Source organism: Thalassospira indica, assembly GCF_003403095.1.
Classification (GTDB): Bacteria; Pseudomonadota; Alphaproteobacteria; order Rhodospirillales; family Thalassospiraceae; genus Thalassospira; species Thalassospira indica.
The window spans coordinates 3,367,192-3,383,936 of sequence record NZ_CP031555.1 but is presented as its reverse complement, the minus strand read 5'-3'; the positions used below and the strand labels follow the sequence as shown (position 1 = coordinate 3,383,936).

At 55.3% G+C, this 16,745-nt stretch carries 17 protein-coding genes; 6 read left to right on the top strand and 11 right to left on the bottom strand.

The features are described 5' to 3' along the window. Positions 1-13 precede the first annotated feature (13 nt). On the top strand, positions 14-994 hold the full coding sequence (locus DY252_RS15940) for an ABC transporter substrate-binding protein (RefSeq protein WP_064788370.1): 981 nt from the start codon (positions 14-16) through the stop codon (positions 992-994). Positions 995-1,171: 177 nt separating this feature from the next. Continuing rightward, complete coding sequence (hydA, locus tag DY252_RS15935) at positions 1,172-2,623, top strand: dihydropyrimidinase (RefSeq protein WP_064788369.1); 1,452 nt, start codon at positions 1,172-1,174, stop codon at positions 2,621-2,623. A gap of 120 nt (positions 2,624-2,743) precedes the next feature. On the opposite strand, the gene DY252_RS15930 is transcribed toward hydA, so the two are convergent. Then, entirely contained in the window at positions 2,744-2,956 is a 213-nt protein-coding gene (locus DY252_RS15930; RefSeq protein WP_064788368.1) for a tautomerase family protein, read from the bottom strand. 68 nt (positions 2,957-3,024) lie between these two features. Further along, the gene (locus tag DY252_RS15925; RefSeq protein WP_064788367.1) at positions 3,025-3,765 is read right to left on the bottom strand and encodes an SDR family oxidoreductase; all 741 of its coding nucleotides are present in this window, start codon (positions 3,763-3,765) and stop codon (positions 3,025-3,027) included. 128 nt (positions 3,766-3,893) lie between these two features. On the opposite strand from DY252_RS15925, the gene DY252_RS15920 reads away from it, so the two are divergent. Then, positions 3,894-4,796, top strand: a complete 903-nt coding sequence (locus DY252_RS15920; RefSeq protein WP_064788366.1) for a LysR family transcriptional regulator — start codon at positions 3,894-3,896, stop codon at positions 4,794-4,796. A 30-nt stretch (positions 4,797-4,826) separates the two neighbouring features. On the opposite strand, the gene sugE is transcribed toward DY252_RS15920, so the two are convergent. After that, a complete protein-coding gene (sugE, locus tag DY252_RS15915) occupies positions 4,827-5,147 on the bottom strand; it encodes a quaternary ammonium compound efflux SMR transporter SugE (protein WP_008890117.1) in 321 nt (106 codons plus the stop codon). Positions 5,148-5,407: 260 nt separating this feature from the next. Here sugE and mobA point away from each other — a divergent pair, with 260 nt between their 5' ends. Further along, entirely contained in the window at positions 5,408-6,046 is a 639-nt protein-coding gene (gene mobA, locus DY252_RS15910) for a molybdenum cofactor guanylyltransferase MobA (RefSeq protein WP_064788365.1), read from the top strand. Here mobA and DY252_RS15905 read toward each other — a convergent pair. From DY252_RS15905 to glpD, 8 genes are all read right to left on the bottom strand, one after another. Continuing rightward, positions 6,043-6,909 carry a tetratricopeptide repeat protein gene (locus DY252_RS15905; protein WP_231959678.1) on the bottom strand — a complete coding sequence of 289 codons (867 nt, stop codon included), beginning with the start codon at positions 6,907-6,909 and terminating at the stop codon, positions 6,043-6,045. The genes mobA and DY252_RS15905 overlap by 4 nt on opposite strands. 127 nt (positions 6,910-7,036) lie before the next feature. Continuing rightward, positions 7,037-8,785, bottom strand: a complete 1,749-nt coding sequence (locus DY252_RS15900; protein ID WP_064788605.1) for an ABC transporter substrate-binding protein — start codon at positions 8,783-8,785, stop codon at positions 7,037-7,039. A 137-nt stretch (positions 8,786-8,922) separates the two neighbouring features. Further along, positions 8,923-9,195, bottom strand: a complete 273-nt coding sequence (locus DY252_RS15895; protein WP_063087963.1) for a DUF2160 domain-containing protein — start codon at positions 9,193-9,195, stop codon at positions 8,923-8,925. A gap of 24 nt (positions 9,196-9,219) precedes the next feature. After that, positions 9,220-10,023: a carbohydrate ABC transporter permease gene (locus tag DY252_RS15890; protein ID WP_008890110.1), complete on the bottom strand. Its 804-nt coding sequence runs from the start codon at positions 10,021-10,023 to the stop codon at positions 9,220-9,222. A 1-nt stretch (position 10,024) separates the two neighbouring features. Further along, positions 10,025-10,897 carry a carbohydrate ABC transporter permease gene (locus tag DY252_RS15885; RefSeq protein WP_008890109.1) on the bottom strand — a complete coding sequence of 291 codons (873 nt, stop codon included), beginning with the start codon at positions 10,895-10,897 and terminating at the stop codon, positions 10,025-10,027. 14 nt (positions 10,898-10,911) lie between these two features. Continuing rightward, entirely contained in the window at positions 10,912-12,006 is a 1,095-nt protein-coding gene (locus DY252_RS15880) for an ABC transporter ATP-binding protein (protein ID WP_064788364.1), read from the bottom strand. 15 nt (positions 12,007-12,021) lie between these two features. After that, positions 12,022-13,122: an ABC transporter ATP-binding protein gene (locus DY252_RS15875; protein WP_008890107.1), complete on the bottom strand. Its 1,101-nt coding sequence runs from the start codon at positions 13,120-13,122 to the stop codon at positions 12,022-12,024. Continuing rightward, on the bottom strand, positions 13,119-14,675 hold the full coding sequence (gene glpD, locus DY252_RS15870) for a glycerol-3-phosphate dehydrogenase (RefSeq protein WP_064788363.1): 1,557 nt from the start codon (positions 14,673-14,675) through the stop codon (positions 13,119-13,121). The genes DY252_RS15875 and glpD overlap by 4 nt, the downstream gene beginning before the upstream one ends. Before the next feature lie 447 nt (positions 14,676-15,122). On the opposite strand from glpD, the gene DY252_RS15865 reads away from it, so the two are divergent. Both DY252_RS15865 and DY252_RS15860 read left to right on the top strand, forming a co-directional pair. Then, positions 15,123-15,641, top strand: a complete 519-nt coding sequence (locus DY252_RS15865) for an RNA polymerase sigma factor (protein ID WP_064788362.1) — start codon at positions 15,123-15,125, stop codon at positions 15,639-15,641. A 100-nt stretch (positions 15,642-15,741) separates the two neighbouring features. Then, positions 15,742-16,707, top strand: a complete 966-nt coding sequence (locus DY252_RS15860) for a FecR family protein (protein WP_064788361.1) — start codon at positions 15,742-15,744, stop codon at positions 16,705-16,707. The last annotated feature ends 38 nt before the right edge of the window (positions 16,708-16,745 follow it).

Sequence of the window (16,745 nt, the reverse complement as noted above, 5' to 3'; positions counted from 1 at the left end):
GAGACATCGACGAATGAATAAGTTTATCGCGACTGCAATGGGGTTGAGTTTCGGGTTGGCATCGTTTTCCGCGATGGCAGCAGATGAGGTGACCCTGCAGCTTAAATGGGTCACGCAGGCCCAGTTTGCAGGCTACTATGTGGCACTCGACAAAGGTTTCTACGAAGAAGCCGATCTTGATGTGACCATCAATCCGGGTGGTCCGGACGTTGCCCCGCCGCAGGTGATTGCGGGCGGTGGTGCCGATGTGATCATTGACTGGATGCCGTCCGCACTGGCATCGCGCGAAAAGGGTGTGCCGCTGGTTAATATCGCCCAGCCATTCGCCAAATCGGGCATGATGCTGACTTGCCTGAAGGAAACCGGGATTGAAAGCCCGGAAGACTTCCCGGGCCGTACCCTGGGTGTGTGGTTCTTTGGCAACGAGTATCCGTTCCTCAGCTGGATGTCGAAACTTGGCATTCCGACCGACGGCGGGGATAACGGCGTTACTGTCCTTAAACAGGGCTTTAACGTTGATCCGCTGCTTCAGAAGCAGGCCGATTGCGTATCGACCATGACCTATAACGAATACTGGCAGGTCATTGATGCCGGTCTTTCGCCAGACGACCTTAAGGTCTTCAAATACGAAGATCAGGGTGTCGCCACCCTTGAAGACGGTCTTTATGTTCTCGAAGACAATCTTGAGGATCCGGCATTCGTCGACAAAATGGCACGCTTCGTTGATGCCAGCATGAAGGGCTGGATGTGGGCCAAGGAAAACCCGGAAGATGCCGCGATGATCGTTCTTGATAACGACATGACCGGTGCCCAGACCGAAAAACACCAGGTCCGCATGATGAAAGAAATCGCCAAGCTGCTTGGTGATTCTGCGGTTCTTGATGAAGCAGCCTATCAGCGTACCGTTGACAGCCTGCTCTCAGGTGGTTCCGATCCGGTGATCACCAAGGAACCGGAAGGTGCCTGGACCCATGCTGTGACCGACAAGATGTAATTTGACCATCTTGTGATTTTGACCGTCCGGCGGGGTTGGCTTCGCCGGACGGGATTACCTCCCGAACTTTGTGCTTTGAACTATGATGATCGAATACCCTCGGGTGTTTGGAGACAACGGGCGAAATGCCGGGATGGCCCGCACCTTTTCGCCGCAGAGACAGACAAGGAGCCACCCATGTCCATGGTTATTCGTGGCGGAACCATTGTTACCGCCGACTTGACTTACAAATCTGATATCCTGATCGAAGACGGCAAGATTGCCGCCATCGGGGACAACCTGACCGGGGACAAGGTGATTGACGCCGACGGCTGCTATGTGATGCCGGGCGGGATTGATCCGCACACCCATATGGAAATGCCCTTTATGGGCACCTATTCCGAAGACGATTTCGAAAGCGGCACCAAGGCCGCGGTTGCCGGTGGCACGACTATGGTGGTCGATTTCTGCCTTCCGGCGCCGAACCAGTCGCTGCTCGAAGCGCTTCAGGCATGGGATAACAAATCCTCAAAGGCGGTATGTGATTATTCCTTCCACATGGCAATCACCTGGTGGAGCGAGCAGGTCTTTGATGAAATGAAGACCGTCGTGCAAGAAAAGGGCATCAACACCTTTAAGCACTTCATGGCCTACAAGGGCGCGCTGATGGTCGATGATGACGAAATGTTCGCATCCTTCTCGCGCTGCTCGGAACTGGGCGCCATGCCGCTGGTGCATGCTGAAAACGGCGACGTGGTCGCAACCCTTCAGCAGAAATTGCTGGCCGAGGGCAATAACGGCCCGGAAGCACATGCCTATTCACGGCCTGTGGATGTCGAGGGCGAAGCATGTAACCGCGCGATCATGATTGCCGATATGGCCAATGTGCCGCTTTATATCGTGCATGTGTCCTGCGAACCGGCCCACGAAGCCATCCGCCGCGCGCGTGCCAACGGCAAGCGTGTGTTTGGCGAACCGCTGATCCAGCATCTTATTTTGGATGACAGCGAATATAAAAACGCTGATTGGGACCATGCCGCACGTCGCGTCATGTCCCCGCCGTTCCGCAGCAAGGAACATCAGGATGGCCTGTGGAATGGTTTGGCATCGGGCAGCCTGCAGGTTGTTGCCACCGACCATTGTGCGTTTACGACCGAACAGAAACGCATGGGCGTTGGCGATTTCACCAAGATCCCGAACGGCACCGGCGGCCTTGAAGACCGCATGCCGCTTCTGTGGACCTATGGTGTTGGCACCGGGCGTCTGACCCCGAATGAATTCGTGGCCGCAACCTCGACCAACATTGCCAAGATCCTCAATATCTATCCGCGCAAGGGTGCCGTCCTTGTCGGGGCGGATGCCGACCTTGTTGTCTGGGATCCGAAGGCCTCGAAAACCATCACCGCAGATCATCAGCAGTCGGCAATCGATTACAACGTGTTTGAAGGCATCGAGGTTACCGGCCTTCCGCGCTACACACTTAGCCGTGGTCGGATTGCCGCCGAAGAGGGTGTTGTGCTTGCCAAATGCGGCGACGGCGAATTCATCGCCCGCGAACCGTATCCGGCGGTCAACAAGGCGCTTTCCAAATGGAAAGAAATTACCTCGCCGCGCAAAGTTGAACGCAGCGGTATTCCGGCGGGCGTCTAAGCCGATCGGTAACGAAACATCAAAAAACGGGGCAGCCAATGGCTGCCCCGTTTTTGTTTCGGGCCATCATCTGTCACGGGGTGGGGGAAAAATGAAAGACGCGGCCCGTGAACAGCTGGATCATTCCTTGGCGCGATATTCATCTGGCAGAATGAAGACCTCGTCTGCGCGACCATATCCACCATCAAGGACTTCTTCGATCAGAACCATCGTGTGAGGACGGGCAGCTTCCGAGAAGTATTCCACCAGCATGTCGGTGGTTTTATGGATAATCTCTTCTTTCTGGGCGGTGCTCAGCGCACCTTGCGGGGTTTTGATATTGACGAATGGCATTTAATATCTCCGTTTAGGGATTTGTAATGATGGGCTGTGTGGTTGATGAATGGGCGTTTTCGGGCCGCTTAGATAACACCGCCGTTGGCACGAATGGTTTGACCGCTGATCCAGCCGCCTTGTTCTGAGGCAAGGAAGCTGACGACATTTGTGATGTCATCTGGTTGGCCCAGACGTTTGAACGGGTTCATGGCAATCATGTTTTCAATCAGTTGATCGCTTTTACCCTTAAGGAAAAAGTCGGTGGCAACCGGGCCGGGTGCGACGGCATTGACCGTAATTCCCCTTGGTCCGAGTTCCTTTGCCAGAACGTGGGTCAGGGCTTCGACCGCGGCCTTGGTTGCGGCATAGACCCCGTATGTCGGTTGATAAAGTCCGACAACGCTTGATGAAAAGCTGATGATGCGACCACCGTCACGCAGCTGATTGGCCGCTGACCGCATACCGCGAAAAACACCGCCAAGATTGACCGCAACCTGCTTCTCGAAGGCATCATCATCTGTGTCGGCAATCGATGCACACGACATGATCCCTGCATTGTTGACCAGGACATCAACACCGCCGAATTCTGCCTTTGCGGTATCAAACAAATGCGCAATCCCGTCACGTGCACTGATATCGGCGGCAATCGCGATGGCGGTGCCGCCAGATGCCTTGATATTGGAAACAAGTGTCTCGGCAGCGTCAGCGCTGCTGTTGTAATTGACGACAACAGCAAAACCGTCCGCGGCCAGTTTGCGGGCAAGGTTTGCACCAATGCCGCGGGATGCGCCGGTGATGATTGCTGTTTTTTCTGTTTTGTCAGACATGACAAACTCCTTTTGCCGTTTTGTGGTGCCGGCTCTGGGCTGTGATTGATGTTGGCAAAGGTAGTCGCAAGGTTTATTCAGAACAATAATCGGAATTTTGACATCACTATTCGTATGAGGCGAACAAAGTGGATCGTCTTGATCGCATGTCCCTGTTTGTCAGGATCGTTGAACGCGGCAGTTTTTCGGATGCGGCGGCGGATCTTGGAATGGCGCGCTCCACGGCAACAGAGGCCATCAAGGTCCTTGAACGTGACCTTGACGTGCGCCTGCTTGAACGGACAACCCGCCATGTCACGGCGACGCTTGATGGTCGGGAATATTATCAGCGCTGTTTGTCTATTCTGGGGGATATCGAAGACGCCGAGGGACTGTTTCGCAACCCGTCACCTGCGGGCCTGCTGCGCATTGATGCGCATGGCTATCTGACGCGGACGTTTATCTTGCCGCACCTGCCGGATTTCCTTGAACGCTATCCTGACTTGAACATCCATTTCGGCCAGACGGACCGATTTGTTGATCTGGTGCGCGAAGGCGTTGATTGCGTTATCCGCGCGGGCGAGCTTAATGATAGCAGCATGATCGCGCGCCATTTGGGCGATCTTGATGAAGTCACCATTGCCAGTGCCAATTACGTCGAAAACTTTGGCATACCCATGAGCCCCGATGATCTGGACGGGCATCAAATGGTCGCTTTTGTATCCTCAAGAACCGGGGAAGCCATGCCGCTGGAATTTCAGATCGACGGCAAAGTTAAATACGTTAACTTACCCAGTCGGGTGACGGCGAATAATTCGAACACGGTTGCGGCACTGGCCCGACTGGGGTTCGGGATCATGCAGGCCCCCAGATACCATTTCGCCGACGAACTCGCGCGCGGCAACATGGTGGAGCTTCTGGCCGACTACCCGCCGTTGCCAATCCCACTTGCCGCTGTCTATCCACAAAATCGTCAAGTGACCCGGCGTTTGCGTGTTTTCCTTGATTGGGTGGCCGAGATATTTGCATCCGCTGATTTGCAGGGGCGCTGACAGACGACAGCGCCCCGAGATGTCCGGCGCTTAGCTCGGACTAAACAGTTTCAGCATAACGATGCCTGATAGGATCAGCGCAATCGCGACCAGTCTCCCCGGATTGGCCGGTTCGCCGACCATAATGATGCCAAAGATCACCGCACCCGCCGCACCGATCCCGGTCCAGATCGCATAGGCCGTTCCGATCGGGATGGTGCGCATGGCAATCGACAGCAGCCAGAAACTGGCAGCGATTGCGGCAATGGTAAGCGCACTTGGGATGGGTTTGGTGAAGCCTTCGGTGTATTTCAGGCCAATCGCCCAGCAAATTTCGAGAAATCCGGCAATAACCAACGCTGTCCAGGCCATGGGGGCCTCCTGTCTTGCGGGGCCGTCCCCATTGATCGGATCAGGAATACCGGTCGTCCGGTATCAAGGCGGAAGTCGCAATGTCTTTAATCACTCTAAATCAATGCCTGTAGGGCGACAATGTAAAAATGACGCAGTGCAGCATTGCGGCACGGCCTTAGAAAACGCCTTTGTGCCAAGACGACAGATGCAACGATTGGCGCACTGGATTATGATGAGGCCATCTGGTTATTCGCCCCCTTCAAAGGTTTGGTCTTATCGTGAACACGCCCCAATCCCAACATGTCCCAACCCTTGGCCTTATTCTGGCCGGGGGCGACGCACGACGTATGGGCGGGGACAAGGCGTTTCGCGAGGTCGGGGGCAAAAGTCTGATCGGGCGGGTAATTGATGTTGCCCAAGCCCAATGCGATCAGGTGATGATTTCATCCAATGCCGGGGCAGAGGCGTTTGCGGATTATGGCCTGCCGGTGGTTGGTGATGCGCCCAAACCGGGGCAGGGGCCGCTGGGTGGTATTTTGGGTGGCTTGAAAGCGCTGCCCGATGGCATTGACTGGCTGGTGACCTTTCCAGTCGACTGCCCGATTGTGCCGCTTGATATGGTGGAACGCTTGCGGACCGCAGCCGAGGATGCCGGGGCGAAGGCGGCCTTTGCCAGCCATGCCGACCGAGACCATTACCTTTCAAGTATTTGGCATCGTGATGCGGCCCCGGTAATTGCCGATCTGCTGGCGTCCGATGATCGGCGGGTACGCGGTCCGTTGCAGGCGCTGGGTGCGCCGCGGGTGGTGTTTGAAGATAAGGTTTCCGGGTTGGAGCCGTTTACCAACGTCAATACGCCGGATGATCTGAAGCTGATTAACAGTGCCCTTGCCAGTGCTGTATCTACGCGGGATTAGTCGACCGCGCAGGCCCGCCAAGGCTGCCACGGTTCGTAATTCTTGAAGAACTCGGACAGAAAATGATCGACGCGTTCGCGGTTGATCGCGCGGTCTTTGGGCGACAGGTCCTTGTCAAACTGGCCGCAGTTCTTTTCGACCGCATCACCAATGGTTTTCCAGTCGACATCTTCGTTATGCCCGGGCATGCCCGTGGCAATCGCGCACCAGCCAACGGCTTCGGCCTTGTCATCAACCGTGCGGGCTTCTTCGGCAAGGTAAGCGGCCGCGCGCATTTCGCCGTGCTGGGCGGCGCGACGCAAATAAGTCAGGCGATCAACATCACTTTTGGCAAACCGGTTGGCAAGAAGTGTTGCCGCACGCGGATCACCAAGCTGCCATGCCTGTTTCAGGTGGGCTTCGGCCTGTGCCGCATCGCCGCGATCAAGCGCATCAAGGGCCAGCCACAGCATCGCCTGGGTGTTGTTCTTTTGGGCGGCAGCAATATAAAGGTCGCGAATTTTGTCTTTGTCACCACCCATCGCTTCAAGACGCCTAGCCATGACAACGCTGGCATTTGGATTGTTGTTGTCTGATGCCTGTTCCATCAGGGCCCAGCCGGCATCTTCGTTGGCAGTAACACCAACGCCATTGATGGTCTGACAGGACAGAAGATATTGCGCGGTGGCATCACCGCCATTGGCCAGTGGTGCGAAAATATCGGCCGACTTTTCAAACTCCCCATGGCGATAGGCAGAAATGCCGTCATCAAGGGCCGAGGACGCCGCAGCACCGGTGGCAAGAAAGCCGCTCATGGCCAGTGCCGTTACGGCAGCACAGCCAAGAGCGGAAGCAGTCCGGCGGAGGGAGGATGACAGGCGCATGGGAAAGTTACCTTTGCCCGCAAAATACCGGGCGATCAGATATGAAAAAATCAAAAGTGATGGATAAAGTCCGGGACGGTCGGGGGCGAAAAAATCACCCCCGACACCCCCAGTAGTGTAGCCCGAATTACTGGGCTGCACGCCATTCCGCGATCAGATCGTCATATTTGACGGTCTCACCCTGCGGTTTTTCGTTGGCAAGCGGCGGTTTCGGTGCGCCCGGCTGGTCGAACCAGTACTGGGCATCACGTTCTTCGTTCAGCTTCGGTGCACATTCGCCACCGATGCCTGCACGCTCCAGACGCTGCAGAACGCTGTCCATGGCAGACGCAAGGTTGTCCATGGCTTCCTGCGGTGTCCGTTCGCCGGTAACAGCTTCGGCAACGTTCTGCCACCAGAGCTGTGCCAGTTTCGGATAATCCGGAACGTTGGTACCGGTCGGCGACCACTGAACACGGGCCGGCGAACGATAGAACTCGACCAGACCACCCCAGTTCGGAGCGATATCGGTCATTTCCTGGGTATCCAGGTCAGACTGACGGATCGGTGTCAGACCGGTGAGGGTCTTTTTCAGCGATACGGTTTTCGAGGTGGTGAACTGTGCATAGAGCCATGCAGCTTTGCGGCGCTCAACCGGGGTGGACTTCATCAGAGTCCAGGAACCCACGTCCTGATAGCCAAGCTTCATGCCTTCTTCCCAGTACGGGCCATGCGGCGACGGGGCCATACGCCATTTCGGCGTGCCGTCTTCGTTCACAACCGGAGTACCTTTTTTCGCCATGTCGGCGGTGAAGGCGGTGTACCAGAAGATCTGCTGTGCGATCTGGCCCTGTGCCGGAACCGGACCAGCTTCACCAAAGGTCATGCCGGCTGCTTCTGGCGGGGCATAAGCCTTGAGCCAGTCGATGTATTTGGTCAGGGCATAAACCGCTGCCGGGCCGTTTGCGGCACCACCACGGGTCACGCTTGAACCAGCAGGCGAGCAACCTTCAACACGGATACCCCATTCGTCGACCGGAAGGCCGTTCGGGATGCCCTTGTCGCCAGCGCCAGCCATGGAAAGCCACGCATCGGTGAAGCGCCAACCCAGTGACGGGTCTTTTTTGCCGTAATCCATGTGGCCATAGACTTTCTGGCCATCGATTTCACCAACGTCATTGGTGAAGAATTCGGCGATGTCCTGATAAGCCGACCAGTTGACCGGAACGCCCAGGTCATAGCCGTACTTGTCTTTGAACTGCTTTTGCAGGTCTTCACGCTGGAACCAGTCATAACGGAACCAGTAAAGGTTCGCGAACTGCTGGTCAGGAAGCTGATAAAGCTTGCCATCCGGACCGGTGGTGAAGGACAGACCGATGAAGTCGTCCAGATCCAGGGTCGGAGAGGTAACGTCCGCACCTTCGCCCGCCATCCAGTCGGTCAGCGGCACAACTGCGTCATAACGCGCGTGGGTCCCGATCAGGTCGGAGTCATTGATGAAGGCGTCATAGATGTTGCGGTTCGACTGCATTTGGGTCTGCAGTTTTTCGATGACATCGCCTTCGCCGATCAGGTCATGGGTCAGGTTGATCCCCGTGATTTCCGAGAAGGCCTTTGCCAAAACCTTGGACTCATATTCGTGCGTGGTGATGGTTTCAGACACCACGTTGATGTCCATGCCGCGGAACGGTTCAGCTGCTTTGATGAACCATTCCAGTTCGGCCATCTGGGCGTCTTTGCTCAGGCTCGACGGCTGGAACTCGCTGTCGATCCATTTTTTCGCCGCGTCGGTATATTGATCTGCCATGGCCGGGTTCGCCAGCACAGCAAGACCAAGGGCGACGGCAACGGCGCTGCCTTTAACAACGCTTTTGGCACCTTTGGCTTTAACGATCATGTCGTTTTCTCCCTGGTCGTCTTCCTTATTGCTCATCCGGTAAACCCGGTCATCGACGCTGGGGGAAGACGGACAGCCCACCGTGATGAATTCGATCAAAAACGGCACCGCTGCAGGACGCGGTACCGTTTTGGTTGTTAACCCCAGCGCATCACAATGACGAGCCAGACAAGTGCAATGATGGAACCGATCCAAAGGGCGGCATCGGTAAATGCCAGCCAGCCAAGATGGATATAGGCGGCTCCAAGCAAACTGATAAACAGGCGATCACCGCGTGTGGTGGTCAGTGGCAAAAAGCCACGCCGCGGAACGGTCGGTGAAACCGCCTGCCAAATTCCCATCCCGATCAGCATCAAGAAGATGCAGCCAAAGAACGCGGCGGTAATCGGGGTCCAGGCCATCCATGCCATTTTGATATTCCTCCTGTTTTCCGATTACACGCGACCCATCGCGAAACCTTTGGCGATGTAGTTGCGAACGAACCAGATCACCAAGGCGCCCGGGACGATGGTTAAAACACCCGCAGCCGCCAGAACGCCCCAATCAAGGCCCGACGCCGAAACGGTACGGGTCATGGTGGCGGCAATCGGCTTGGCCTCGACCGAGGTCAGCGTGCGTGCCAGCAGAAGTTCAACCCAGCTGAACATGAAGCAGAAGAACGCGGTTACACCGATGCCGGACCGGATCAGCGGCAAGAAGATCGTGGCAAAGAAACGCGGGAACGAATAACCGTCGATATAGGCGGTTTCATCGATTTCCTTGGGGATCCCCGACATGAAACCTTCGAGGATCCAGACGGCCAGCGGCACGTTAAACAGGCAGTGCGCCAGTGCCACAGCGATATGGGTGTCAAACAGGCCGACACTTGAATAAAGCTGGAAGAACGGCAACAGGAACACGGCCGGCGGTGCCATACGGTTGGTCAGAAGCCAGAAGAACAGATGCTTGTCGCCGGTAAAGTTGAACCGGGAAAACGCATAAGCCGCGGGCAGGGCGACAACCAGTGAGATCACCACGTTGATGCCGACATAGATCATCGAGTTGATATAACCCGTATACCAGGCCGGGTCGGTCAGGATGGTTGCATAGTTGGCCAATGTCGGATTGTCCGGGAACAGGGTCATTGCGCCCAGGATTTCCGTATTGGTCTTGATTGACATGTTGAACAGCCAATAGATCGGAACCAACAGGAACAGGATATAAAGAAGAAGTCCGATATGTCGTTTCTGGAACTGCATTTTATTGTTCCCCCTGCTTTCCGGCGTTCATCACGACGGTATAGAAAACCCAGCAAACCAACAGAATGATCAGGAAGTAGACCAGCGAGAAGGCCGCAGCAGGACCAAGGTCAAACTGACCGACTGCCATCCGGGTCAGGAACTGGCTGAGGAAGGTGGTTGCGTTACCCGGACCGCCACCGGTGAGGACGAACGGCTCGGTATAGATCATGAAGCTGTCCATAAAGCGCAGCAGAACACCGATCACGAGAACCGACTGCATTTTCGGCAGCTGAATAAAGCGGAACACGGCCCAGCGTGATGCACCGTCAATCTTGGCCGCCTGATAATAGGCATCCGGGATAGAGCGCAAACCGGCATAGCACAGCAGCACGATCAGGCTGGTCCAGTGCCAGACATCCATCACAAGCACGGTCAGCCAGGCATCCATCGGGTTCTGGGCGTAGTTGTAATCAATACCCATCAGATTGATCACATAGCCACCAAGACCAATGTCGGCACGGCCAAAGATCTGCCAGATGGTGCCAACCACGTTCCATGGAATAAGCAGCGGCAAGGCCAGCAGCACCATCGATGCCGAAACGCCCCAGCCCTTGCGTGGCAGGGTCAGTGCAACCGCAATGCCCAGCGGAATTTCAATAAACAGCACCGAAAGCGTATAGAAAATCTGACGCAGCAGCGCGTCATGCAGGCGGCTGTCGCCCAGAACCTGTTCAAACCATTCGGTGCCGACAAAGAAACGCGTCTGCGGATCGAAAATGTCCTGAACTGAATAGTTCACAACCGTCATCAGTGGAATGATCGCGCTGATGGCGACGATAAAGAACACTGGCAGGACGAGGAACCAGGCCTTGTTGTTGGTAATCTTGTTCATTTCCCCATCCCCCCTTACGCGACCAACTGACTGTCGGCGTAAAGCTTGGTCCATTCCGGCGCAAAGCGCAGAATGCCGGACTGGCCGACAACCTGTTCGTCTTCGCCGAGCTTGACCTTGATTTCAGATGCGCCAAACCGGGTGGTCGCGATCTTGAACTGGCCAAGGTCCTCGACCTTGGTGATGTTGACTTCGATCCCGTCTGATCCCTTGTCGGCATTGCCGGTTTCAAGGGTCAGGAATTCGGGACGAATGCCAAGCTCAAGCTTGCCGGTCTGTTTTGAAACGGCTTCAAGGTGGCGATCCGAAAGACCGATACGCTGGCCATCAACCCAGGCCGCACCATCATCGATTTTGCAATCCATGATGTTCATGCCGGGGCTTCCGATGAAGTAGCCGACAAAGGTATGGGCCGGATTTTCAAACAGTTCCTGCGGCGTGCCCAGCTGCACGACCTTGCCGCCATACATGACAACAACCTTGTCAGCAAAGGTAAGGGCCTCGACCTGGTCATGGGTGACATAGACCATGGTCGGGCGCAGCTTGTTGTGAATTTCCTTGAGCTTGCGACGCAGAACCCATTTCAGATGCGGGTCAATCACGGTCAGCGGTTCGTCAAACAGAATGGCCGAAACATCATCGCGCACCAGACCACGCCCCAGCGAGATCGTCTGTTTTTCATCTGCACCAAGGCCGCGTGCCTTTTGCTTGAGCTTGCCGGTCAGATCCAGCATGCCGGCAATTTCACGTACACGGGCATCAACGCGTTTTTCATCGATGCCGCGATTGCGCAGCGGGAAGGCCAGGTTGTCATAGACCGTCATGGTGTCATAGATCACCGGGAACTGGAAAACCTGCGCGATGTTGCGTTCTTCCGGGGCAAGGCTTGTGACATCCTTGCCATCAAACAGGACCTGCCCATGCGACGGGGTCAAAAGACCGGAAATGATGTTGAGCAATGTCGTCTTGCCACAACCCGACGGGCCCAACAGGGCATAAGCACCGCCATCTTCCCAGACATGCTCCATGCGACGCAGGGCATAGTCCTCGTCCGTTTTCGGATCTGGGAAGTAGGAATGCGCAAGGCTTTTAAGATCAATACGTGCCATTTTCTTACTCTTCCCTCACGCCGCTTTGCCGTTTGAAATTTCGACCGGCGGGGCGGCCACGAGCGCACCGTTCGCATCAAAGGCAAACAGGCGTGTCGGATCGACATAGAACTGGGTTGCTTCGCCAAGGCGCGGGTTGTGAACGCCTTCTTCCTGGATCACCCAGGACACATCATTGAAATGGACGTGGACAAAGGTTTCCGAACCGGTGATTTCGGCCAGTTCGACCTGTCCCTGCATCGCGATCGTATCATCCCCGGTCGGATCAACCGACAGGTGGTTGGCGCGAATGCCAAGGGTGTAATCGCCATTGGACAGGTTCGCCAGATGCCCTTTCAGCGGCACCTGGTGGCCGCTTTTCATAAAGATCGCGCCATCGCGCACTTCGGCCTCGACCAGGTTGATCGGCGGATCGGAAAAGATCAGGCCGGTCTTGACCGAGGCCGGGTTGTGATAAACCTCTGTGGTCGGGCCAAACTGGGTCATCCGGCCTTCATGCATCACCGCGCACTTGCCACCCAGCAACAATGCTTCCATCGGCTCGGTCGTGGCATAGACAACGATGGTATCGCGCTCAGCCAGAAGGTTGGGGATCTCTTCGCGCAGCTCTTCGCGCAGCTTGTAGTCCAGGTTGACCAGCGGTTCGTCAAGCAGCAGCAACTTGCAATCCTTGACCATGGCGCGTGCCATGGCGGTACGTTGCTGCTGGCCGCCGGAAAGTTCCTGTGGCAGGCGGTCAAGCAGATGTTCGATATGCATGAGTTCGGCCGTCGAACGCACACGCTTTTCGATCTCTGCCTTGTCAACGCCCTGCAATTTCAGGGGGGATGCGATGTTGTCAAACACGTTCATCGACGGATAGTTGATGAATTGCTGATAGACCATGGCGACATTGCGTTTCTGCACCGCCATACCGGTTACATCGGCATTATCAACAAGGATGCGGCCCTTGGTCGGCGGCTCGAGGCCTGCCATAATTCGCATCAGCGTCGTCTTCCCGGCCAGGGTCCGCCCTAAAAGGACGTTGAACGAGCCCGGTTCGAGCGTCATCGACACATCGTCGATATGGGTCTCCCCACCCACGGTCTTGGTTATGTTTTCAAGCGTAAGGGTCATTTTCCACTGTTTCCTTCGCCCGCTTTCACGGTGTTTTTTGATGTCGGTTCGGTTTTGAACCATTGGACAATGGCATTACGCGTCTCATCCGAAAGGTGCAGCCCCAGTTTGGAGCGGCGCCACAAAATATCATCGGCCGTTCTGGCCCATTCGTGATCCACCAGATAGCGCAATTCGCACTCGTATACGTCGTCACCGAAGTGCTTTCCAAGCCCTTTCAGATCGCTGGCATCGCCAATGATCATATTGGTGAGTGTGCCGTAGTTTTGCACGTAACGGTATAGCTGTGCTTGCGCAATCCAGGGAAACTTCTTGTGCATCGCAGTAAGATAGCGCTCGAAATCCGCATCGGGGATATCGCCGCCCGGAAGCGGTTTGTCCGCGGTCCATCTTGTGTCACTGCTGCCAAGTAGCGGGCAAAGCTTGCTCATCGCGGATTCCGCAAGCTTGCGATAGGTGGTGATCTTGCCGCCATAGATGTTTAGAAGCGGCGCAGCATTATCGGCACTGTCACCCCGATCAATTTCCAGGACATAATCACGCGTCACCTGGGATGCGTCTTCGCTGCCATCACCATAAAGCGGGCGGACACCCGAATAGGCCCAGACAACATCATCGGTGGTGATTTTCTTTTCGAAATAGGTATTGGCAAGTTCGCAGAGATATCTGGTTTCATCTGCACTGATCGCGACCTTGGCAGGATCGCCTTTGTAATCGCGATCCGTCGTGCCGATCAGGGTGAAGTCCTGCTCATAGGGGATGGCAAAAACAATCCGCCCGTCCGGATTCTGGAAGATATAGCAATAGTCATGGTCAAACAGTTTTGGCACCACGATGTGGCTGCCCTGAACCATACGAATGCCTTGTTTCTTTTTGGCTTCAACCCGTTTTTCAAGAAGCTCGGCACACCAGGGACCAGCGGCATTGACCAGCGATTTGGCCTGAATGGTTTTTTCCGATCCGTCGTCGATATCGCGCAGTGTCACGGTCCAAAGGCCGTTTTCGCGTTTGGCAGATACACATTCGGTGCGGGTTTCGATATCGGCACCGCGATCGCGGGCATCCATGGCGTTCAGCACCACAAGGCGCGCATCCTGAACCCAGCAGTCGGAATAAACGAACGCCTTGTCCATGCCCTTGATCAGTGGGGCACCGGCCGGGTGGGTGGCAAGTTTGATGCCCTCGGACCCGGGAAGTTTTTCGCGCCCGCCAAGATGATCATACAAAAACAGGCCAAGCCGGATCATCCATGCCGGGCGCAGGCCCTTGACGTGGGGCAGGACAAAGCGAAGCGGCCAGATGATGTGCGGGGCGGCACGCAAAAGAACTTCGCGCTCAATCAACGCTTCACGCACAAGGCGGAATTCATAATGTTCAAGATAACGCAGGCCGCCATGGATCAGCTTCGTGCTGGCGGACGAGGTCGCGCTGGCAAGGTCATCCTTTTCACACAGATAAACCTTGAGCCCGCGGCCTGACGCGTCACGCGCAATGCCCGTGCCATTGATCCCACCACCAATAATGGCGATGTCATATGTTTTTGGAGTGAGCAACCGATTCCTCCCCAATTGCTCTTATTTGTGACAGCTGTTCTCAACTGCCATTCTGTTCTTTCACAAACGTTACGAACGCCCCAAAATAATTGCAAGCGAAAATTATGGCTGTTTGGAATTTTCATTAACGAAACTGAATTTCTGAAATGTAACAGATTGTAATCATTGGAAGATTGAACAAATCCCTTGTTGGATAGCAGGCAAATCTTTGTTTCTTTCGTTTGCAATCAGGGCGGAAAAACCATTGGAATCGGTTGAAACTGAAAAAATAAGTGATGAAAGCCGCCAAATATGCGGGTCTGAATATCAAAACTCTTTTGCGATTGAAAATGATTATCATTGTTGTTAGCTTGCGCTCCCGGGTTGCTATGTGATCGGAAATCGCATGGCGGCCCAGCACCACAAAGCGTTCCAAAGCGTGACCAAGCGACAGCAGATGACCCGAATATGAAGCCCTGGCAGAACACGCTCTCAAAACTGTTTGAGGACCACCGTCGGCAACTGGTCTCGATGGCTAATCGCCGTATCGGTGACCGTGAGGCGGCGAATGAAATTGTTCAGGACGTCTATGCCAGACTGTTGCTTTCGGGGGATCACGGAACGGACGAAGAAAACGTCAAGGTTCTTTATGCATCGGTGCGCAACGCCGTGATTGATCATCATCGCAGCACAGCGGGGCGCACGGGGCTCATGCGCCGAATTTTACCGGTCCAGTTGTGGCAGAGAGAAACATCTTCCCCGCACGATCATGCCCAGTCGCGCCAAGCGCTTTCGGCGCTTGATCGGGCCTTGCTGGAACTTTCCCCCAAGGTGCGCGAGATGTTTGTTTTGCATCGGGTCGAAGGGGTTTCAAACGCAAAACTGGCGCAGAAATACGGAATATCTGTCAGCGCAGTGGAAAAGCAACTTGCACGCACCATGCGCCATTGCCAGCAACGTCTGGAAGATTATCGGGATACAGATTGAAAAGTTTGAGCCAAACGGCATGAGGATATTTTGTTCTAAGCCGTTTATTCGTTATAGAAATCGCATAACAGCCAGTACCGTGTGGACCGATAACAGATCAATGCAAGGCGACGTTAAACTGACCGAGGCGCAAAAGGACGAAGCAGCCCTTTGGCACGTAAAACGTGCAGGTGGTTCGCTGACGGCCGCTCAGGAACAGGAATTTGATGCCTGGCTCAATGCCGACACAGGCAACCGCCTTGCCTATGATCAGATGCGCGTTCTTTGGGCACAGGTCGAAGAGCCGGCCCGCCGCATTGCAGTCAGCGACGCCGGGCAAGTGCCAGTTTGGCAAAGTTTGCTTGACTGGTTCTCTCCGCTGCGGACTGTGACGTCATGCGCTGCGGTGGCGGCGGTAATGGCGATGGTTGCCTTTCTTAACCCCGATGCCCTGGAAAATCTTCAGGCCGATATTGTTACCGATGCCGCCACGGTAACCGAGATGCGGTTGCCGGATGGATCCGCGGTTTTTCTTGCCGCCAACAGCGCGATTGCCACCGACTTTGAAGACGGGAACCGGGATGTCGAACTTTTGCGCGGTCAGGCATTTTTTGACGTCATGCATCGCGATGGCGACAGCTTCCGGGTTCGGGCCGGTATGGCAACAGTCGAAGTGGTTGGGACGCGCTTTAATGTAGATTATCTCGCGCACGACACACGGGTCGGCGTTGAAGAGGGCGCTGTCCGGGTGTCGACCGGGGCCGATACAGGCAGTGTCATGCTTGGGCCGGGGGATGCAGTGGCCGTCGGGGCTGGCGGGCTGCACGCCAAGGAGGCCGTCGATATTGCATCCGTACAAAGTTGGATGCATGGGCGTCTGAGTGTTCAGAACGTGCGTCTGGATGATCTGGTTGCGCGTCTTGATAACTTCGCACCGGGCCGTCTGATGGTTTTAGGTGAGATCGGAAACAAAACCGTTTCGGGCAGTTTTCCGACCAATGATGTTGCCAGATCCCTTGAAACGCTTGCCGTTGCGGTGGGTGGATCGGTGATCAAAACATCACCTTGGTTGACCATTATTTATTAAGATTGCGAAAAATTCGCAAAAAAGTGCTTCCTCATGTG